Raw genomic sequence first — 19,786 nt, 5'->3', positions numbered from 1 at the left:
GTCAGTGAATGCGTTGATTGCGTGAATAAGGATGCGCGAAAGCGGGCTCAGTCGCTGTTGCCGGCGACGATGCCCATCACCGCCATCCGCACGGCGATGCCGAACGTGACCTGGTTGAGGATCACCGACTGCGGGCCATCGGCGACCTGCGAATCGATCTCGACGCCGCGGTTCATCGGGCCGGGGTGCATCACGATCGCGTCGGGCGCGGCGAGCGCGAGGCGCTCGGGCGTCAGGCCCCAGGTCTTGAAGTATTCCTGCGCGGACGGCAGCAGCGCGCCGCTCATCCGCTCGTTCTGCAGGCGCAGCATGATGATCACGTCGACGCCCTTCAGCCCTTCGTCGAGGTTGTGGAACACCTTCACGCCCATCTGCTCGAGCCCGCCCGGCAGCAGCGTGCGCGGGCCGATCGCGCGCACTTCCGGCACGCCGAGCGTGGTGAGCGCGTGGATGTCGGAGCGCGCGACGCGCGAATGCAGGATGTCGCCGACGATCGCCACGCGCAGCTTCGTGAAGTCGCGCTTGTAGTGACGGATCGTGTACATGTCGAGCAGGCCCTGCGTCGGGTGCGCATGGCGGCCGTCGCCGGCGTTGATCACGTGCACGTGCGGTGCGCAGTGCTCGGCGATCAGGTACGGCGCGCCGCTCGACGCATGGCGCACGACGAACAGGTCGGCATGCATCGCCGACAGGTTGTTGATCGTGTCGAGCAGCGATTCGCCCTTGCTCGTCGACGATGCATTGATGTTCAGGTTCAGCACGTCGGCCGACAGGCGCGTCGCGGCGATCTCGAAGGTCGTGCGCGTGCGCGTCGAGTTCTCGAAGAACAGGTTGAACACGGACTTGCCGCGCAGCAGCGGCACCTTCTTCACTTCACGGTCCGTCACGCTGACGAACTGCTCGGCCGTATCGAGGATGTGGTTGACGATCGAGCGCGGCAGGCCCTCGATCGACAGCAGGTGCTTCAGCTCGCCGTTTTTCGTGAGCTGCGGGTTGCCCTTCAGGAAGCCGTAGCGGAACCGGTCGGGGCTCGCGGCCGCGGCGGGATTGCCGGTGCGGCCAGTGGTGTCGGTGGTCATGGTGTGCGTGATTCCAACTATGCAAACGGGCCGCGGTGCAAACCAGCGGCCCGGGATACGGTTCGCGTGTCGTTCAGGCGCCGTGCGCCTCGACGCGCAGCGTGAACTGCGCATCGTCGCGTGCGAGCACGAGCGTCGCGCCGGCCGGCACGTCGAGCGCGCCGCCCGCGAAGCGCGCGGCGACCGGCAGCTCGCGGCCGCCGCGATCAGCGAGCACCGCGAGCTCGACCGCGGCCGGACGGCCATAGTCGAACAGCTCGTTGAGTGCCGCGCGCACGGTGCGCCCGGTATACAGCACGTCGTCGACGAGCACGATGCGCGCGCCGTCGATCTCGAACGGCAGCGACGTCGGGCTGGCCTGGCTGTGCAGCCCCTTCTTCGCGTAATCGTCGCGGTGCAGCGCGACGTTCACGACGCCGAACGCCGGCGCGCCCAGATCGCGCGCGAGGCGCTCGGCAAGCCATGCGCCGCCGCTGTGAATGCCGGCGAGCCGCGGGCCGCCCGGTTCGGCGAAAGACGTGCCGTGCGCGGCGCGGATCTGGTCGAGCAGGACGCGGTAAAGCGCCTCGGCGTCAATGGTGCTCATGGTCGGACAATTGATCGAGATACTGTTGAAGGATGACGCGCGCGGCCTCGGCATCGAGCATCTCGGCCCGTGCGCGGCCGCGCACGTTGCGCTCGCGCAGCCCGGCCTCGGCCTCGACCGACGAATAGCGCTCGTCGACCCACGTGACGGGCAGCCCGAAGCGGCCGTTCAGCTGGTTGCCGAAGCGCTTCGCCTGCTGCGTCATGTCGTGCGGCGTGCCGTCCGGATGCATCGGCAGGCCGACGACGAGCGCGTCCGGCCGCCATTCGGCCAGCAGGTCGCCGACCGCCTTGAAGCGGTGTTCGCGGTTCAGGTTCTGGATCACGACGAGCGCACGGGCCGAGCGCGTCAGCGCATTGCCGACCGCGACGCCGATACGTTTTTCGCCGTAGTCGAACGCGAGGAGCGTCGCATCGCGCGCGCTCGCGCCACTCATGCGTGCCCTGCTTCGCCGGACAGCATCGACGAGCTGACGCCGAGCAGGCCGAGTGCAGCTTCGAAGCGCTCTTCGGCCGGCGTGTCGAACACGATGCGCGGATCGGCGGCGACCGTCAGCCAGCCGTTGCGGGAAATTTCTTCCTCGAGCTGCCCTGCCCCCCAGCCCGCATGGCCGAGCGTCAGCAGGAAGCGTTTCGGGCCGGTGCCCGTCGCGACCGCCTCGAGCACGTCCTTCGACGTGGTCATCTCCAGCCCACCCTCGACGGACATCGACGAGTTGTAGCTCGCGCCCTCCACCGGCTCGTGCAGCACGAAACCGCGCTCGGTCTGGACCGGGCCGCCGAAGTACACCGGGATGTGCAGCAGCGGCTCGATGTCGAGCTTCAGGTCGATGCGGTTGAACAGCGATTCGAGGTCGATGTCGGTAGGACGATTGATGACGAGGCCGAGCGCACCGCGCTCGCTGTGATCGCAAAGATAGACCACCGTTCCCGAGAACGTCGGATCGGCCATGTTCGGCATGGCGATCAGGAACTGGTTGGTGAGATTGATGCGATCGGAAGGCTTTGACATGGTTTGAATTTTAGCAAAGACGCCGCGGCCTGACCGGGCCGCGATCAACAAGCAACGCCGCACCGCGCTGGCAACGGCGCGCACGGATCACACGGCACTCTAACACGCGCGCGGGCGCTGTCGGCAGCGTGTTGCGGACCCGCGCGGCAAGGGCCGCCGGCGCGTGTTCGTCCCCTTCTTCGTCCCCTCGTTCGTCAGGCCCGGCCGAGCGCCGCGCCGAGCGTGCCGGACGCCGCCGTGAGGTCCGGCGGCGCAACGCCGGCCGCAATCTTCAGCAGCGCCGCGCGCAGCATGTCGGACGCGTGGCCATGCGCATCGAGGCCGCCGTCGGCAAGCGGCACACCGTGCGCCGCACGCCGCCACGCGAGGCCAAGCGTGTCGGCCAGCAGCGCCGCGTGGCCGAGCCCCAGCGCGCACGCGGCCGTGCCGACCCGGTAGGCGGCGCCGGACGCATGCCACGCGGCACCCGCGTCGGCTCCGGCCGGATCGGCCGCGAGGTCGGCCATCGACGCATCGGCCGTCTGCAGGAAATCCTCATAGGCATGCGCATTGACCGTCACGACGCCGAGTGCGCGAGTCGGCGCGGCGGCAACCGCGTCGCGTTCGGCCCGGGCGGCATCGGCCTCCCACAGCGCTTCGGACGCCGGCGTGCCGGCGACGTGCCAGTCGACCGTCAATCCGTAGTCGTGCAGCACGTCGACGAGCGCGACATCCTCGGCCGCGGCGCCGAACAGCGCGAAATCGCGCCACAGCAGCGCCACCGTCTCCCGCACAAGTTCGGGCGGCGCACTGCGCCGGCCCTGCGCGTGCTCGCCGAGCAGCAGGTTCGTACGCGCGAGAAAGCGCTTCAGCTCGGGTGCGCCGCTGGCGCGCAGCGCGCGCACGCATGCGGCCGCGAGCCGCCAGAAATCGTATGGCTCGTCGCCGGCGAGCGCGGCCAGCATCGCATCGAGTTCGTCGAGTGCCGCGTCGGGTGCGCCGTGTTCCGCGCGCAGCACGCCAAGCAACGCCTGTTCGTAGCGGGCACGAATCCGGGTCGCGAACGCGTCGGGCAGCACACGCAGCGTGGCGGGCGGCACCGCGCGGCCGACGAGCGCGAGCGCGTCGAGCGGCGCCTGCGTGCGCAGGTCGGCGGCGCTTTGCGCACGCAAGGCACGGAAATGTTCGAAGAGAACCGGCGAGCAGGCGAGCTCGCGCAGGTTGTGGCGTGCGACGGCCGCGCGGAAATCGCGCAGCGCGGCACGCCAGCCGGCCGAGGTCGGCTCGGCGGCGACGAGCGGCACGGCGGCCGACAGCTGCCCCGCGAAACGCGCGGCCGGCAGCCAGCCGGCTTCCGCGAGCACGGCCGCAGCAGCGGACAGCGGTGCGGCCGCGTCGTCGCGATGCTCGAAAGCGTCGGCGGCCGCCGCAAGCCATGCGTCGGCCGCGCGCACGGCTCCGCCGCGCGGGTTGGGCAGTGCGTCAGGGTGGGGAACGTTCGCCGGTTCTGGCCTCATGGACACGCGCGCCTGTCATCGTCAAGTCGCTCGCGCGAGCCTCGACGCATGAGCGCCGGGTCGATGCGAGGCCTGAGCGGTGTGTCCGTGGGCCAAGGGTCCGGTCAGATCTGGACCATCTCGAAGTCTTCCTTGCGGGCACCGCATTCAGGACACGTCCAGTTGATCGGGACGTCTTCCCAGCGCGTGCCCGGGGCAATGCCCTCTTCCGGCAGCCCGGCTTCTTCGTCGTATATCCAGCCACAAATCAGGCACATCCAGCTCTTGTATTCCATCTTAAGCCGCGTCGGGAAAGTCGGTAAATTCGGGAGCCATGATGGTACCGTGTCGGGGCCGGACTGCCTAGCAATCGCGCTGGAGTAACGCGACTACGTTGCGCTGCGCTAAAAAATCCGTCGTGCGGGCCGGATTCCGCCGCATAATGGCTGAAAAGTGCGGCCTGCCGGGCAACACAGGGCCGAAAACGCCCATTTCGCCTCGCCGTCCGCATGCCCGTCGCTTTCCCGTTTTTCTCTTGCCCCATTTTTACATGTCCAGCAACGCCCCTCCGATCGTCCTCACCTTTGGCCTGTCCGACCCCACCGGCGGCTCTGGCATTCAAGCCGATCTGTTGACCTTGGCGAGCATGGGCTGTCACGGCGTGTCCGTCCTGACGGGCTACACCGTGCGCGACTCGGCCGCCTGCGACGAAGTGACCGGCCTCGATCCCGACGTGGTCGCTGCCCAGGCGCGCATGCTGCTCGAAGACATGCCGGTTGCGGCGTTCAAGATCGGCGCGGCGACGCGCGCGGAAGTCGTGAGCGCGATCGCCGAGGTCGTCGCCGACTACGACGGCGTGCCGCTCGTGCTCGCGCCCGACTTCACGCTCGACGACGAGCACGTGCTCGCAGCCGACGACCTGCGCGAATCGATCGCCGACCTGCTGGCGCCGCAAACCACGCTGCTGGTCGCCGACTACGCGACGCTGATCGCGCTCGCGCAGCCGGACGGCGACGCCGAGGCGCCGAATCTCGACGCGGCGGTCTCGCACCTGCTGTCGCAGGGCTGCGAGTACATCCTGTCGTCCGAGACGGGCTCGCACCGGCTCGTCAATACGCTGTACGGCGAGGAAGGCCAGCTTCGCGAGGACATGTGGGATCGCTCGCCGCACCGCCTGATGGGCATCACGGACACGCTGGGCGCGGCCATCGCGGCGTTGCTTGCGAACGGCCAGGAGCCGCCCGAAGCGGTTCGCGAAGCGCAGGAATACCTGTACCAGGCCACGCGCGATGCGTTCCGGCCCGGCATGGGGGCGTACCTGCCGGATCGATTCTTCTGGGCGCGCAGCAACGAGGATTCGGATACGCCGCCGGCCGTGAAGGCCGACGCGGTGCCGAGGACGTCGCATCGGCATTGAGGCAAGCGTGACGGGGCATGCCCCGCGGTCGCCCCATGTCGCCCCCCTGGGGACGTGACATCCCGGGCCGCCCCTCGCACGCATCGAAATCCACGCGCACATAAAAAAAGACCCGCATCGCTGCGGGTCTTTTTCTTTGGCTGGAGCACGCATCGCTGCGCGCCCCGGACACCATCGACCGAAGTCGATTACATGTCCATGCCCATGCCGCCCATGCCGCCCGGCATGCCGCCCGGCATCGGTGCGTCTTCCTTCGGCAGTTCAGCAACAGCTGCGTCCGTCGTCAGCAGCAGGCCTGCAACCGACGCTGCGTTCTGCAGTGCGGTACGCGTGACCTTGGTCGGGTCGACCACACCGGCTTCGACCATGTCGACGTACTCGCCCGTCGCTGCGTTGTAGCCGTAGTTGCCCTGGCCTGCAGCAACTGCCGCCACCACGACGCTGGCTTCTTCGCCGCCGTTCGTGACGATCTGGCGCAGCGGCTCTTCCATTGCGCGCAGCACGATCTTGATGCCGGCGTTTTGATCGGCGTTAGCGCCGGTCAGGCCTGCGATCGCGGTGCGAGCGCGGATCAGCGCAACGCCGCCACCTGCCACGATGCCTTCTTCCACAGCTGCGCGCGTTGCGTGCAGTGCGTCTTCGACACGTGCCTTCTTTTCCTTCATTTCGACTTCGGTCGCTGCACCAACCTTGATCACTGCAACACCGCCAGCCAGCTTGGCCACGCGCTCTTGCAGCTTTTCACGGTCGTAGTCCGACGTCGCTTCTTCGATTTGCGCGCGCACTTGCTTCACGCGTGCTTCGATGTTCACGGCTTCGCCTGCGCCGTCGATGATCGTCGTGTTTTCCTTGCCCACTTCGATGCGCTTCGCCTGGCCCAGTTCTGCCAGCGTTGCCTTCTCGAGCGTCAGGCCGGTTTCTTCCGCGATCACCTGGCCGCCGGTCAGGATCGCGATGTCTTCCAGCATCGCCTTGCGGCGGTCGCCGAAGCCCGGCGCCTTGACCGCAACGGTCTTCAGGATGCCGCGGATGTTGTTGACGACCAGCGTTGCGAGCGCTTCGCCTTCGATGTCTTCAGCGATGATCAGCAGCGGACGGCCAGCCTTCGCGACTTGCTCGAGTACCGGCAGCAGATCACGGATGTTCGACACCTTCTTGTCGTGCAGCAGCACGAACGGGTTGTCGAGGACAGCGACTTGCTTTTCCGGGTTGTTGATGAAGTACGGCGACAGGTAGCCGCGGTCGAATTGCATCCCTTCGACGACGTCGAGTTCGTCAGCCAGCGACTTGCCGTCTTCGACGGTGATGACGCCTTCCTTGCCGACCTTGTCCATCGCTTCAGCGATGCGATCGCCGATCGACGTGTCGCTGTTCGCCGAGATCGAGCCGACCTGTGCGATTTCCTTGTTCGTCGTGCACGGCTTGCTGATCTTCTTCAGCTCTTCGACAGCCGCTGCGACTGCCTTGTCGATGCCGCGCTTCAGGTCCATCGGGTTCATGCCCGATGCGACGTACTTCATGCCTTCGCGAACGATCGATTGCGCGAGGACGGTTGCCGTCGTCGTGCCGTCGCCTGCGTTGTCGCTGGTCTTGGAAGCGACTTCCTTGACCATTTGCGCGCCCATGTTCTGGAGCTTGTCCTTCAGCTCGATTTCCTTCGCGACCGACACACCGTCCTTGGTGACCGTCGGGCCGCCGAAGCTGCGCTCGAGCACCACGTTGCGGCCCTTCGGACCCAGCGTGACCTTGACTGCGTTGGCGAGAATGTTCACGCCTTCGACCATCTTCGAACGGGCGGAATCGCCGAATACGACGTCTTTAGCTGCCATCTTCTAACTCCTTGAATTCTTGGGAATATGTACCGTCAGTGGACGCTTACTTCGCGTTGACCACGGCCATGATGTCTTCTTCGCGCATGACCAGCAGTTCGCTGCCGTCGACCTTCACGGTCTGGCCTGCGTACTTGCCGAACAGGACGCGATCGCCGACCTTCACGTCGAGCGCGATCGGGGCGCCCTTGTCGTCGCGCTTGCCCGGGCCGACGGCCAGGACTTCACCCTGGTCCGGCTTTTCAGCAGCGGCGTCGGGGATCACGATGCCCGAGGCGGTCTTGGTTTCCTGATCCAGGCGCTTGACGATCACGCGATCGTGCAAAGGACGAAGGTTCATATTCACTCCTCTCTTGACTGAGATTGAAGAACGCTTAGGGAATCTGCCCGGCTTATCGCCCGGCAGAGAATTGTTAGCACTCTCGTGCAGCGAGTGCTAATTATATGGACGGGTTTTGACAAATTCAAGAAGGGGAACCGGACGAATTTTCGGAGCGGGGACGAGGCGAAAAAAGCACGCGGATCCGACAAAAAACCTTTTTAAAACAAATCCTTAAAAACATCATCCGGCCTTGCCGGCGAGGCTGCGCGGCCCCGGAATCTCATCCAGCCCCGTTTGGACACCGGGAAAGCACGGAGTTCCCGCGATCGTCGGCATCACTCGATAAATGCCGCAGCGGCGTCGATTCCATCCGCCGGCACGCGCGATCCCGCACCCGCCGGTCGCCTCCTGCGCCCCGCGCAGCGGACCCATCGATCCGCATCGAAGCATTCATTTTCATTACGCCGATATTTACGGTTTACCTCTCCACTAAACACGTGTCAGGCCACATCCGTAAGGACGTGGATTACATTCAGTAATTTAGATGCGAATCATTCTCGTTTACATTGACATTCCCATTCGACACTCCTACGATGCGCCGCGTTGCGTTCATCTTCATGCCCTGGCCGATCGGTGCCGAGCGTCCGGGCAGCGACCGACAAGCAGGACTCCAGACTAAATAGAACCAGGGATTTGATATGAAGTTTGCGTCGTTCCAGGGAGACAACATCCGTGCCCGGATGCGCCCCGCCGCCTGCGCGGCCATCCTCGCGTGTGCCTCGTTCGCGAGCGGCGCGGCGTTCGCCGACGTGCCGGTCGACGCCCAGCCGGAAGCCCCCGAGGCCGACCTGGCGATCCAGGCGAAGCCGACCAACATGTGGACCGGCATCTGGACGCGCCAGAGCCTGCTCGGCGACATGGGCGGCATCCGCCCGTGGCTCGGCAAGTACGGTGCGACGCTGCAGATCACCGAAACCAGCGAGTACCTCGCGAACCTGCGCGGCGGCCTGAACCGCGGCGGCGCCTACGACGGGCTGACGACCGCCACCTTGACGGTCGACACGCAGAAGGCAATCGGCCTGCCCGGCGGCACGTTCAACGTCAGCGCGCTGCAGATCCACGGCACCAACCTGAGTGCGCGCAACCTCGGCACGCTCAACACCGCGAGCGGCATCGAGGCGCAGGGCACGACGCGCCTGTGGGAGCTGTGGTACCAGCAGTCGTTCCTCGACAAGCGCGTCGACGTGAAGATCGGCCAGCAGAGCCTGGACCAGGAATTCATGGTCAGCACGTATGCGAACACGTTCGTCAACACGATGTTCGGCTGGCCCGCGCTGCCCTCCTACGACCTGCCGAACGGCGGCCCCGCGTATCCGCTCGCGGGCCTCGGCGTGCGCGTACGCGCGCAGATCACGCCGAAGCTCACCGCGCTCGCGGGCGTGTTCGACGGCGATCCGCTCGGCAACAACCCGAACAACCTCAGCGGCACCAACTTCAACCTGCACAACGGCGCGCTCTATATCGGCGAGTTGCAGTACGCGCTGAACCAGCCGTCCGACGGCGAAATGGACACCGGCCGCTCGAACGGGCTGCCTGGTACCTACAAGATCGGCGTCTGGTATCACAACGGCCGCTTCGCGGACCAGAACGTCGGCACCGACGGGCTCTCGCTCGCGGACCCCGCGTCGAACGGCGACGCGCAGCAGCGTCACGGCAACTACAGCTTCTACGCAGTGGCCGACCAGATGATCTGGCGCCCCGACCCGACCGGCCCGCGCAGCCTCGGCGTGTTTGCGCGCGTGATGGGCGCGCCGGGCGACCGCAACTTGGTGAGCTTCTCCGCCAACGCGGGGATCGTGCTGAAGGCGCCGTTCGCCGGCCGCGACAACGACAGCGTCGGCCTCGGCGTCACGTACATCCAGGTCGGCAACCACGTGACCGACCTCGACCAGACCGCGCGAGCGTTCGCGACCGGCCCGTACGGCGTGCGCACCCGCGAGACCACGCTCGAGGCGACCTACCAGTACCAGGTCAACCCGTGGTGGATCGTCCAGGCCGACGCGCAGTACACGTTCAATGCCGGCGCCGGCCAGAACCCGAGCGACGCGACCCAGCCGCTGCGCAACACGTTCGTGCTCGGCGCACGGACGACGATCACGTTCTGAGCGGACGCACCCACGCCGACCATTTTCGCGCGCCGCCCGGACGGCGCGCTCCCCAGGAGATTCACATGATTCAATCCGCCCCGCTTCGCCGCCTCGCGACGGGCGCACTGGCCGCCGCCGCGCTGACGGCCGCCGCCGGCGCACTCGCCGAGCCGCAAGGTTTCCTCGAGACCGTGCATCGCCACACCACGCTCGTCAACACGGTGCCGGACAACGGCGACCAGAACCCGTACGCGATCGCCGTCGCGCCGGTGTCGGCCGGGACGATCCAGGCGGGCGACGTGCTCGTCGACAACTTCAACAACGCGGCGAACCTGCAAGGCACCGGCAGCACGATCGTCAACTACCGCCCGTCGACCAAGCAGCTGAGCCTGTTCGCGTCGATTCCGCGCGACCTGAAGGCCTGCCCCGGCGGCGTCGGCCTGTCGACGGCGATGACGATGCTGAAATCCGGCTGGGTGATCGTCGGCAGCACGCCGAGCAACGACGGCACGACCAACACCAAGGGCGCCGGCTGCCTGATCGTGCTCGATCCGCAAGGCAAGATCGCGTCGACGTGGTCGACCCCGAACATCAACGACCCGTGGGGCAACATGGCCGTGGTCGACCGCGGCGACAGCGCGACGCTGTTCGTCAGCATGGCCGGCTTCGGCGTCGGCGGCGCGGACGGCAACCCGCCCGTCTACAAGCAGGCGACCGTGCTGCGTCTCGACCTCGACGTGCCGGCCGGCAAGCCGCCGGTGATCAAGCAGGAAACGGTCGTCGCGAGCGGCCTCGGCGCGCAGGCCGACAAGGGCGTGTTCCTGGTCGGCCCGACCGGCCTCGCGCTGTCGGGCGACCAGAAGAAGCTGTACGTGTCGGACGCGATCGGCAACCGCATCGTCGAAATCGACGATCCGCTCACACGCGACACCAGCGCGGGCGTCGGCCGTCAGGTCACCGCCGACGGCTTCCTGCGCCGCCCCCTCGCGCTCGCCACCGCACCGAACGGCCACCTGCTCGCGACCAACGCGCAGAACGGCCAGGTCGTCGAGATCGACCCGGTTGCCGGCAAGCAGATCTACGCGCGCTGGATCAATACCGACAAGGCGCAGACGCCTCCCGGCAACGGCAACCTGTTCGGCATCGCGATGACGCCCGAAGGCGACGGCTTCTACTACGTCGCGGACGACGTCAACACGCTGCTGCTCGCGAAGTAACGGAACCCATCATGGCAGACGATTCCAACCAGCCACCGCGCCCCGCACGGCGCGGCTTCCTGAAGGCGGGCGGCGCCGCGGTGGCCGCCGGCCTCGCGGCGGCGTCGATCCCGGCCGCGCAGGCCGCGGATGCGCCGGCCGCCGCACCCGCATCCACGCCCGCTTCCGCGCATGACGGCATCGAGCCGTTCTACGGCAAGCACCAGAGCGGCATCACGACGCCGCAGCAGCGCCACGCGTATTTCGCGGCGCTCGACCTGACGACGGCCCAGCGCGCGGATGTCATCGCGCTGCTGAAAACCTGGACCGACGCCGCCGCGCGCATGACGCGCGGCGATACCGCGCAACCGCTCGCCACGACGGGCAGCGACGAAGTCGCGCCGGCGGACGGGGGCGACGCGCTCGGCCTCGGCCCCGCGCGCCTGACGATCACGTTCGGCTTCGGCCCCGGCATGTTCGCGCTCGCCGGCAAGGACCGCTATGGCCTCGCGAAGCATCGCCCCGCCGCGCTGGTCGACCTGCCGCGTTTCAACGGCGACCAGTTGTTGCCGGAAAAGACCGGCGGCGACCTGTTCATCCAGGCGTGCGCGGACGACGCGCAGGTCGCGTTCCACGCAGTGCGCCAGCTCGTACGCCTCGGCGCGAAGGCAACGCAGATGCGCTGGGGCCAGGCCGGCTTCACGTCGGGCAAGCCCGGCGAAACGCCGCGCAACCTGATGGGCTTCAAGGACGGCACGATGAATCCGCCGATGTCCGACCCGGCCGCGATGAACGAATTCGTGTGGGCCGGCAGCGAAGGCCCGGCATGGATGAACGGCGGCACCTACACGGTCGTGCGCCGGATCCGCATCACGCTCGAGCACTGGGACAACACGGAGCTCGGCTTCCAGGAGCAGGTGGTCGGCCGTCACAAGTACAGCGGCGCGCCGCTCGGCCAGAAGCACGAGTTCGAGGCACTCGATCTCGATGCGGCCGACAAGGACGGCAACCCGGTGATCCCCGACAACTCGCACGCGCGTCTCGCGTCGCCGCAGTTGAACAACGGCGCGCAGATCCTGCGCCGTGCGTACTCGTACAACGACAGCACGAACTTCTACATCGAGCGCTGGCCGCCGTGGCGCCAGCAGACCGAGTACGACGCGGGGCTGATGTTCGTCGCGCACCAGCGCGACCCGCGCAAGGGCTTCATTCCGATCAACGAGAAGCTCGCGAAGCTGGACATCATGAACCAGTTCACCACGCACGTCGGCAGCGCGATCTTCGCGTGCCCGCCGGGCGCGCAACCGGGTTCGTACATCGGCGCCGCGCTGTTCGAGGCATGACGACGCACAACGCAAGGCAACGCACACCTTCCCGGCCCGGCCGGGTGCAACCTGCTGAAAACCACATGAACACTTCACCCGTTAGCCGCCCGCTGCGGCACCTGATTTCCGCGGCGGCCGCCGCGCTGATGCTGACCGGCGCGCTGCACGCCGCGCGCGCGCATGCCGCGACGCTCACGCTGTACAACGCGCAGCACGAGCAGGTCGTCAACCAGCTCGTCAAGGACTTCGAAGCGCAGAGCGGCATCACCGTGAAGGTACGCTCGGGCGAAGGCCCGGCGCTCGCCGCGCAACTCGTCGCGGAAGGCGACCGCACGCCGGCCGACGTGTACTTCACCGAGAACTCGCCGGAGCTCGTGCTGCTCGACCGCAAGGGCCTGTTCGCGAAGACCGACGCCGCCACGCTGCAGTCGGTGCCCGCGCGCTTCAACCCGGCCGACGGCAACTGGGTCGGCGTGCTCGCGCGCGAGAACGTGCTCATCTACAACACCGCGAAAATCCAGCCGCAGCAGCTGCCCGCTTCGCTGCTCGATCTCGCGAAGCCGGAATGGAAGGGCAAGGTCGGCGTCGCGCCGAGCGACGCGGACTTCCTGCCGCTCGTGAGCGCGGTGCTCGCGCTGCACGGCGAAGCCGCGACGCTGCAATGGCTGAAAGGCCTGAAGGCCAACGCGCAGATCTTCGACGACGACGAAGGCGTGACGGCGGCCGTCAACCGCGGCGGCGTGCTGACCGGCATCGTCAACAACTACTACTGGGACCGCCTGCACGCCGAGCTCGGCGACAAGTCGACCCGCAGCGCGATCTACCACTTCGGCAAGGGCGACGTCGGCGGGGCCGTCAACGTGTCCGGCGCCGCGGTGCTGAAGGCGTCGAAGCACCAGCCGGAAGCGCAGAAGTTCGTCGCGTATCTCGTCAGCGAGCGCGCGCAGAAACTGATGGCCGGCGGCCATATCAGCTTCGAGTATCCGCTGCATCCGGGCGTCGCGCCCGATCCGATCCTGAAGCCGTTCAACGAACTGAGCCCGCCGGCACTGTCGTTCGAACAGCTCGGCGACGACAGCCAGGCCGGCAAGCTGCTGCGCCAGGCCGGCCTGCTCTGACCATGAGCGACGCCGTGTCCCGCACGGCAAGCACCGCACGCGACGGCGAGCCCACCGCGACACGGCGCCGCCCGTCACGCGCGCTCGTCGCCGCGGCCGCGTGCGGGCCGCTCGCGATCCTGCTGCCGCTCGGCTTCACGCTGTACCGCGCGGCCACCTTCGGCGTCGACGATGCGATCGAGCTGCTGTGGCGCCCGCTCGTCGGCGAACTGCTGGTCAACACGCTGTCGATCACGCTCGCCGCGACCCTCGCGTGTACGCTGCTTGGCACGGCGCTCGCGTGGTTCATCGAGCGCACCGACCTGCCCGCCCGGCCGCTGTGGACCGCGCTCGCGGCCGCGCCGCTCGCGGTGCCGCCGTTCATCACGAGCTATGCGTGGGTATCGCTGAGCCTCGACCTGCAGGATTTCCTCGGCGCGCTGATCGTGCTGAGCTCCGCATACTTCCCGCTCGTCTACCTGCCGGTGGCCGCCGCGCTGCGCGAGCTCGATCCCGCGCTGGAAGAAAGCGCGCGCACGCTCGGCTGCTCGCCGTGGCATACCTTCTTCCGTGTCGTGCTGCCGCAGCTGCGCCCCGCGCTGTGCGGCGGGATGCTGCTCGTCGCGCTCGGCGTGCTGTCCGAGTTCGGCGCATTCCAGTTGCTGCGTTTTCGCACCTTCACGACCGAGATCTATGCGGAATACCGCACCGCGTTCGACGGCGGCGGCGCCTCGCTGCTCGGCTGCGTGCTGATCGCGCTATGCCTGCTGTGCCTCGCGATCGAGGCTCGCGCTCGCGGCCATGCGCGCTACGGTCATACGCACCGCGCCGCGCGCCGCGTCGCGATGCGTTATCCGCTCGGCCGTCTGCGCGGCCCCGTCACCGTCGCGTTCGCCGCGCTCGCGGCAGCAACGCTCGGCGTGCCGCTCGCGATGATCGGCTACTGGCTCACGCAACAGGGCGCAGCCGCCGTCACGCCGGCCGACGTGTCGCCCGAGCTGCTGTGGCAGGCCACGCTCGCGTCGTCCGGCTATGGCCTGATGGCGGCAGCCGTCACGACGCTGCTCGCGCTGCCGCTCGCGTTCCTGCTGGTTCGCTATCCCGGCCGCGTCGCGACGCTCCTCGAGCGCACCGCGATGACCGTGCAGGGCGTGCCGGGCATCGTCGTCGCGCTGGCGATCGTGTCGATCACCGTGCGGCTGCTGCAGCCGCTCTACCAGAGCGCTCCGGCGCTCGTCGCCGCGTACGCGATCCTGTTCCTGCCGCTCGCGGTCGTCAGCGTGCGCGCCGCGCTGTCGCACGTGCAGGTCCGGCTCGAGGAAACCGCACGCTCGCTCGGCCTCGGCTGGCGCGCGACGCTCACGCGCGTGGTGCTGCCGCTCGCGGCGCCCGGCCTCGGCGCGGCCGCGACGATGGTGTTCATCTCGGTCGTGACGGAACTCAACGCGACGCTGCTGCTGTCGCCGATCGGCACCCGCACGCTCGCGACGCAGGTGTGGAGCGATACGGCAACGCTTGCATTCGCCGCCGCGGCGCCCTACGCGGCGCTGCTCGTCGCGCTGTCGCTCGGCGCATCGGGACTGCTGTTCCTGCTGCTCGGCCGCGCATCGGTGCGCGACTGAGCGCCGCCCTTTTTCCCCGGAACCGCCCATGAGCGAACTACGCATCCACGGCCTGTCGAAATCGTTCGGATCGCATACCGTCCTGCACGACATCGACCTCACGGTGCGGCGCGGCTCGCGCCTCGCGCTGCTCGGCCCGTCCGGCAGCGGCAAGACGACCCTGCTGCGCGTGCTGTGCGGCTTCGAGCGCGCCGAGCGCGGCACCGTCGAAATCGACGGCCGCCGCGTGGCGGCGCCCGACGTGCACGTACCGCCCGAGCAGCGCCGGATCGGCTACGTGCCGCAGGAAGGTGCGCTGTTTCCGCATCTGTCGGTGGCCGACAACATCGCGTTCGGGCTGCCGCGCGCGGCGCGGCGGCGCCATCATCGCGTCGACGAACTGCTCGAGATGGTCGGGCTGCCCGCGTCGTATGCGAGCCGTGCGCCGCAGCAACTGTCCGGCGGACAGCAGCAGCGCGTCGCGCTCGCTCGTGCGCTCGCGCCCGAGCCGTCGCTCGTGATCCTCGACGAACCGTTCTCCGCGCTCGACACGTCGCTGCGCCACGAAACGCGCAGCGCGGTCGCCGATGCGCTCGCCGCCGCAGGCGCGACCTCGGTGCTCGTCACGCACGACCAGCCCGAGGCGATGACGCTCGGCGACGAAGTGGCGGTGATGTGGCACGGCCGGCTCGTGCAGACGGCCGCACCGCAGACGCTGTACCGGCAGCCCGTCACGCGCGACGTCGCGTCGTTCGTCGGGCAGGCGGTGCTGCTCGCCGGCCGTGTGCGCAACATGCGCATCGCCTGCGCGCTCGGCGACCTGCCGCTCGTCGCGCCGCTGCCCGACGGGCCGGCCGATGCGATGCTGCGTCCCGAGCAGATCGGCATCGTGCCGGTCACGCACGGCGACGCGGCGCGCGGCCATACGGCGCGTGTCGAAGCCGCGCAGTTCGCGGGCCAGGACGCCGACGTGCTCGTGCGCCTCGATGCCGATGGCGACGTACGCGTGCGCGCACGCGTGCCGGGACACCGGTGTCCGGCCGTCGGCGAACGTGTCGCATTGGTGGTGGATGGCGCGGTGATGGCGTACGCGTGCTGAGCGGCGCGGGCCGTCGCCGGGGGGGGCCCTTACTTGCGCTTACTTGCGCTTACTCGCGTTCACCCGCGTTCAGGCATCGGCGCAGCCCGCATCCGGCAACGGCCGGAAGGTCCGGCCCTCCGTCTCGACCGTCGCGCCCAGCAGCCGCGCGAGCCCCTTGGCGCCTTCGCGCATCACGATGTCGTGGTTCCATCGGAACAGCGGGCGACCGAGCGGCTCCAGCCAATTCATCCAGCGCACGTGCGTGCGGATGTGCCAGTCGTAGCGCACGATCGTACGTGCGCCGTCGGCGACGAACGACCAGCATCCATCGCCTTCGATCGCGCCGCTCGCGCGGCCTTCGAGTGCATGCGGCGGCTCGACGCGTCGCACGCGCATGTCGAAGGTCAACCGGTACGGCAGCGCCCCCTTCCACGTGTAACGGTGCAGCGCGCCGACGCCGCGCGCGTCGCCCGGCTCGATCTCGACGGTGCGCACGGCGCCCTTCCACCAGTCGGGCCAGCGGTCGACCTGATAGATCGCGTCCCACACCGCCGCGAGCGGCGCGTCCACGCGCCAGGTCGTCGAGAACCGGTATTCCGCCATGCAGCCTCCGGCATGCCCGTCACGGGCATGAGTCAGCGCACCGCTCAGGGCGCGAAGAAGCGTTCGGGAAACGCGACATCGATTTCGATATCGTCGAGCGTCACGGTTTCGAGCGGCACGTCGTCATCGTCCGCGAAGCTGACAACCTTTAACGGAAAGCCGTCCTCGGTATCGAGCCACAGCCGGTAGCGATGCACGCCGTCGACCGCATGCGCGGGCGCGCCCGTGACCGACACGCGCAGCGCGGTCCGGCCGCCGACGGCCTCCTCGCCTTCGGTCACCGTCGCGCCGCCTTCCTGCAGCGCATGGACGTTGCGCAGCAGCTCGCCGACGTCCGACCGGTCGACCCGGTGGCCGCTGCGGTCGCGCACGAGCGGATTGGACGGCGACAGCGTCAGCGCGGGCGGCGCATGCACGCCGAACGGACGCAGCCGCACCTTGCCGTCGTCGGGATCGTACGCGAGCACCGCGCCGTGATGCGGCGACACGAAATCCATCCGGACGAAGCCCGGTTTCAGGTACGCGTAATGGATTTCGGTGCGCTCGCCGCCGCGCGCGGACGAGCGGATCGTCGCGCAGTACGAGCGGACGTGGTCGAAATGCGCCTGCGCAACGGTCACGGGATCGGCGGTCATGCTCGCTCCTATCAGGCTCGCGGCCAGCAACGCGGCGATCACGGCGCCGCCTCGACATCGAGCACGCCTTCCATCCCGCGCTCGCGATGGCTCCTGAAAAACAGCAGCCGATGCGTGCAATAGTAGGCGAACCGGCCCGGCTGCGTCGGCGTGAAGCGAAACGTCTTCGGCGTCGTGCCGAGCGCGGTGCGCACCGCGATGCCTGCCTGCGGCGCATCGATTTGGAAGCTGTGCGGCACCGGGCCGGGCTCGGCCGACACGGTCAGCTCGACCGGCACATGCGCCCGCACGATCACGTGGTTCGGTCGGAAGAAATAGCTGCCGCCGACGATCGCCACCCGTTGCACGCCGTCGGCGTCGACCGGCACGCGCAGCGGCGTATCACCGTCCGCCTGCGCAAGCGCCGTGCCCGCGGCGAGCGCCGCCAGCACCAGCGCCAGCATCGGTACGCGCCCCTTCGTCATCGTCGTCTTCATCACCTGCTCCCTGCCGGCGGCGCCACGCGTGTCACCCCTTCCACGCGTCGGTCGGGCCGCCTAGCGCGCCGCACGCGTCGATCGCGAGTTCGCGCAGGCGCCGTTCGTCGCCCTGGCCGGACAATGCGTAGCCCATCCCGCGATCCGACCAGAAATACGTGTAGCGGCCGCCGGCCGACATCGCCTTCGGCGCGAGACGCCGTGTGTCGTAGGCCGTCATGTACAGCGTCACGCGCTCGCCGTCCGCGCGCTGGTACATGAATTGCGCGGCCGGCCCCGCTTCGCCGGGAAGCAGCCGGCCGCCGAGCAACCGGTAACCGTATTCGTCGAGCGACGGCGCACGCACGGGACGCCCGAGACGCGCGGACAGCCACGCGGCGAGATGGTCAGGATCGCCCGCCCCGACCTCGACCGGATGGTCGCGGTCGGTCACGTACGTCGCATAGGCGGCATCCGCGCGTGCGGCGAACGCCGGTTCACCACCAAACGCCACCCAGCCCACATGCAGCGCGACACCGATCAGCAGCCCGGCCGCGAGCCCCGCGAACGCATAGGCGATCACGCGCCGGCGCGGCGCACGACGTTGCACGAACAGCGCGGGCGCGGCGGCCGGCAGCGGGAACAGCGCCTGCAGCGCGTCGCGCTGCGCCCGATAATGCGCGAATCGTTCGGCTTCCTGCGGATCGGCCAGCACGCGCTCGAGCACCTCGCGACGCTCGCGCCCGGACAGCTCGCCGTCCAGCAACGCGGACAGCAGTTGCGCCGACGCATCGTCGTCCCGCTCGTTCGAAGGCTTGTGCGGATCGTCCATCATGTTTTCCCGATCACCCGTAATGCCGCCGTGCCGTGCGCCGGCGGCTCGTCGGACAACAGCACGCGCATCTGCCCGCGCGCCCGTGCAAGCCGCGACATCACCGTTCCCACCGGGACGCCGAGCACCGCCGCGGCATCGCGATAGCTCAATTCCTCGAGCGCGACCAGCAGCAGCACCTCGCGCTGTTCGACCGGCAGCCGGAACAGCGCGCGCTGCACGTCGCGCAGCACCAGCCCGCCGATTTCGCCGGCCGGTGCGGCCATCGTCTGCCACGGCGCCGTCGCGTCGTCGACCGCGATCTCGTGCCGCGCGCGCAACTGGTCGATGAAGCGGTGCCGCAGCAACGTCAGCAGCCACGCGCGCAGGTTGCCGCCGTCGCGCGGCGGGCGGTTCAGCGCCCGCTCGAGCGTGTCCTGCACGAGATCGTCCGCCCAGGCGCGGTCACCCGTCAGCGCACGCGCATAACGCGTGAGATGCGGCAACCACACCAGCAGATCCGATTCGTAGCTCATCAGGATGCCTCGCGTAGCGCCCCACCACGCGTCGTCACGGACGCGCGACGTGCCACATGCCGCCGACCCCGTCGCCGCCCGCGTCGCCGGGCTTGTGATCCAGCTTCCAGCGATAGAGCGGGCGCCCGCGGTACGCCCATTGCTTACTGCCGTCGTCCCGCGCGACGAGGCTCAGCGCGCCCACTGGCTTGTCGTACGCGTCGGCGCGCGCAGGCGGCCAGTTGGCCGCGCACGCGCTGTCGCACGCGCTCTTGCCGGGCGCATCGCGATCGAACACGTACAGCGTCATGCGATCTGCGTCGACCAGCTTTCCGTCGCCGGCTCGCGGTGGTTCCGCGGCGGCCGGCCGCACGATTGACGCCGTCAGCGCGGCGACGACGAGTATCCGTTTCATGCCCTTTCTCCTTGACACGGCATCGCGACACGGCGGCACCGGCCGGGACGATCGGCTTCGTCACGACCATTATCCGGCCGGCCGGCGCTGCCGGGATTCGATAGGTAAACGGATGGAGGCGACCGGTTATTCCACGCCGGCCGGCGAGCGTCGCTGGCGGCAGCAGCAACCATTCGTACGACGAAA

Annotated in this window: 21 protein-coding genes; 7 read left to right on the top strand and 14 right to left on the bottom strand. The window is 68.6% G+C overall.

Annotation, left to right across the window (positions count from 1 at the left end; all coding sequences use genetic code 11):
• Nucleotides 1-47: 47 nt before the first annotated feature.
• The 6 genes from CFB41_RS04175 to CFB41_RS04150 form a co-directional block, all read right to left on the bottom strand.
• Entirely contained in the window at nt 48-1,079 is a 1,032-nt protein-coding gene (locus tag CFB41_RS04175) for an aspartate carbamoyltransferase catalytic subunit (RefSeq protein WP_006476735.1), read from the bottom strand.
• A gap of 73 nt (nt 1,080-1,152) precedes the next feature.
• On the bottom strand, nt 1,153-1,665 hold the full coding sequence (pyrR, locus tag CFB41_RS04170; protein ID WP_089455706.1) for a bifunctional pyr operon transcriptional regulator/uracil phosphoribosyltransferase PyrR: 513 nt from the start codon (nt 1,663-1,665) through the stop codon (nt 1,153-1,155).
• On the bottom strand, nt 1,652-2,101 hold the full coding sequence (gene ruvX, locus CFB41_RS04165; protein WP_011351144.1) for a Holliday junction resolvase RuvX: 450 nt from the start codon (nt 2,099-2,101) through the stop codon (nt 1,652-1,654). The genes pyrR and ruvX overlap by 14 nt, the downstream gene beginning before the upstream one ends.
• Complete coding sequence (locus tag CFB41_RS04160) at nt 2,098-2,676, bottom strand: YqgE/AlgH family protein (RefSeq protein WP_011351143.1); 579 nt, start codon at nt 2,674-2,676, stop codon at nt 2,098-2,100. Before CFB41_RS04160 ends, ruvX begins: the two co-directional genes overlap by 4 nt.
• A gap of 194 nt (nt 2,677-2,870) precedes the next feature.
• The gene (locus CFB41_RS04155) at nt 2,871-4,172 is read right to left on the bottom strand and encodes a hypothetical protein (RefSeq protein WP_089455705.1); all 1,302 of its coding nucleotides are present in this window, start codon (nt 4,170-4,172) and stop codon (nt 2,871-2,873) included.
• Nucleotides 4,173-4,276: 104 nt separating this feature from the next.
• Nucleotides 4,277-4,447 carry a rubredoxin gene (locus CFB41_RS04150; RefSeq protein ID WP_004186709.1) on the bottom strand — a complete coding sequence of 57 codons (171 nt, stop codon included), beginning with the start codon at nt 4,445-4,447 and terminating at the stop codon, nt 4,277-4,279.
• Between the two features lie 254 nt (nt 4,448-4,701).
• On the opposite strand from CFB41_RS04150, the gene CFB41_RS04145 reads away from it, so the two are divergent.
• Nucleotides 4,702-5,568, top strand: a complete 867-nt coding sequence (locus CFB41_RS04145) for a hydroxymethylpyrimidine/phosphomethylpyrimidine kinase (protein ID WP_089439368.1) — start codon at nt 4,702-4,704, stop codon at nt 5,566-5,568.
• A 188-nt stretch (nt 5,569-5,756) separates the two neighbouring features.
• On the opposite strand, the gene groL is transcribed toward CFB41_RS04145, so the two are convergent.
• Together groL and groES are read right to left on the bottom strand one after the other, a co-directional pair.
• Entirely contained in the window at nt 5,757-7,397 is a 1,641-nt protein-coding gene (gene groL / locus CFB41_RS04140; RefSeq protein ID WP_039361154.1) for a chaperonin GroEL, read from the bottom strand.
• A 46-nt stretch (nt 7,398-7,443) separates the two neighbouring features.
• A complete protein-coding gene (gene groES / locus CFB41_RS04135) occupies nt 7,444-7,737 on the bottom strand; it encodes a co-chaperone GroES (RefSeq protein ID WP_039361157.1) in 294 nt (97 codons plus the stop codon).
• 680 nt (nt 7,738-8,417) lie between these two features.
• Here groES and CFB41_RS04130 point away from each other — a divergent pair.
• The 6 genes from CFB41_RS04130 (at nt 8,418) to CFB41_RS04105 (ending at nt 16,184) form a co-directional block, all read left to right on the top strand.
• Nucleotides 8,418-9,884: a carbohydrate porin gene (locus CFB41_RS04130; protein WP_089455704.1), complete on the top strand. Its 1,467-nt coding sequence runs from the start codon at nt 8,418-8,420 to the stop codon at nt 9,882-9,884.
• Nucleotides 9,885-9,949: 65 nt separating this feature from the next.
• Nucleotides 9,950-11,083: a hypothetical protein gene (locus CFB41_RS04125; protein ID WP_089455703.1), complete on the top strand. Its 1,134-nt coding sequence runs from the start codon at nt 9,950-9,952 to the stop codon at nt 11,081-11,083.
• A gap of 11 nt (nt 11,084-11,094) precedes the next feature.
• Nucleotides 11,095-12,405: an iron uptake transporter deferrochelatase/peroxidase subunit gene (gene efeB / locus CFB41_RS04120; RefSeq protein ID WP_089439364.1), complete on the top strand. Its 1,311-nt coding sequence runs from the start codon at nt 11,095-11,097 to the stop codon at nt 12,403-12,405.
• A 65-nt stretch (nt 12,406-12,470) separates the two neighbouring features.
• Nucleotides 12,471-13,505, top strand: coding sequence for an iron ABC transporter substrate-binding protein (locus CFB41_RS04115; protein WP_089439363.1), 1,035 nt, complete (start codon nt 12,471-12,473; stop codon nt 13,503-13,505).
• 2 nt (nt 13,506-13,507) lie between these two features.
• Nucleotides 13,508-15,106, top strand: a complete 1,599-nt coding sequence (locus tag CFB41_RS04110) for an iron ABC transporter permease (RefSeq protein WP_089455702.1) — start codon at nt 13,508-13,510, stop codon at nt 15,104-15,106.
• A gap of 28 nt (nt 15,107-15,134) precedes the next feature.
• A complete protein-coding gene (locus CFB41_RS04105; protein WP_089455701.1) occupies nt 15,135-16,184 on the top strand; it encodes an ABC transporter ATP-binding protein in 1,050 nt (349 codons plus the stop codon).
• A gap of 69 nt (nt 16,185-16,253) precedes the next feature.
• On the opposite strand, the gene CFB41_RS04100 is transcribed toward CFB41_RS04105, so the two are convergent.
• Genes CFB41_RS04100 through CFB41_RS04075 form a run of 6 tightly spaced genes read right to left on the bottom strand, consistent with a single transcriptional unit; the run spans nt 16,254 to nt 19,600 of the window.
• Nucleotides 16,254-16,769 carry an SRPBCC family protein gene (locus CFB41_RS04100; RefSeq protein WP_089455700.1) on the bottom strand — a complete coding sequence of 172 codons (516 nt, stop codon included), beginning with the start codon at nt 16,767-16,769 and terminating at the stop codon, nt 16,254-16,256.
• Nucleotides 16,770-16,813: 44 nt separating this feature from the next.
• Entirely contained in the window at nt 16,814-17,446 is a 633-nt protein-coding gene (locus CFB41_RS04095; protein WP_089455699.1) for a DUF1571 domain-containing protein, read from the bottom strand.
• The gene (locus tag CFB41_RS04090; protein WP_179249959.1) at nt 17,443-17,880 is read right to left on the bottom strand and encodes a quinol oxidase; all 438 of its coding nucleotides are present in this window, start codon (nt 17,878-17,880) and stop codon (nt 17,443-17,445) included. Before CFB41_RS04090 ends, CFB41_RS04095 begins: the two co-directional genes overlap by 4 nt.
• Nucleotides 17,881-17,911: 31 nt before the next feature.
• Nucleotides 17,912-18,694, bottom strand: a complete 783-nt coding sequence (locus tag CFB41_RS04085) for an anti-sigma factor (protein WP_089455698.1) — start codon at nt 18,692-18,694, stop codon at nt 17,912-17,914.
• On the bottom strand, nt 18,691-19,206 hold the full coding sequence (locus CFB41_RS04080) for a sigma-70 family RNA polymerase sigma factor (RefSeq protein ID WP_089455697.1): 516 nt from the start codon (nt 19,204-19,206) through the stop codon (nt 18,691-18,693). Before CFB41_RS04080 ends, CFB41_RS04085 begins: the two co-directional genes overlap by 4 nt.
• 34 nt (nt 19,207-19,240) lie before the next feature.
• Complete coding sequence (locus CFB41_RS04075) at nt 19,241-19,600, bottom strand: hypothetical protein (protein WP_089455696.1); 360 nt, start codon at nt 19,598-19,600, stop codon at nt 19,241-19,243.
• Between the last annotated feature and the right edge of the window lie 186 nt (nt 19,601-19,786).

The sequence above is a fragment of the Burkholderia sp. AU33803 genome (genome assembly GCF_002223095.1).
Classification (GTDB): Bacteria; Pseudomonadota; Gammaproteobacteria; order Burkholderiales; family Burkholderiaceae; genus Burkholderia.
The sequence above is the reverse complement of the archived record's forward strand: the minus strand, read 5'-3'. Positions and strand labels throughout refer to the sequence as shown.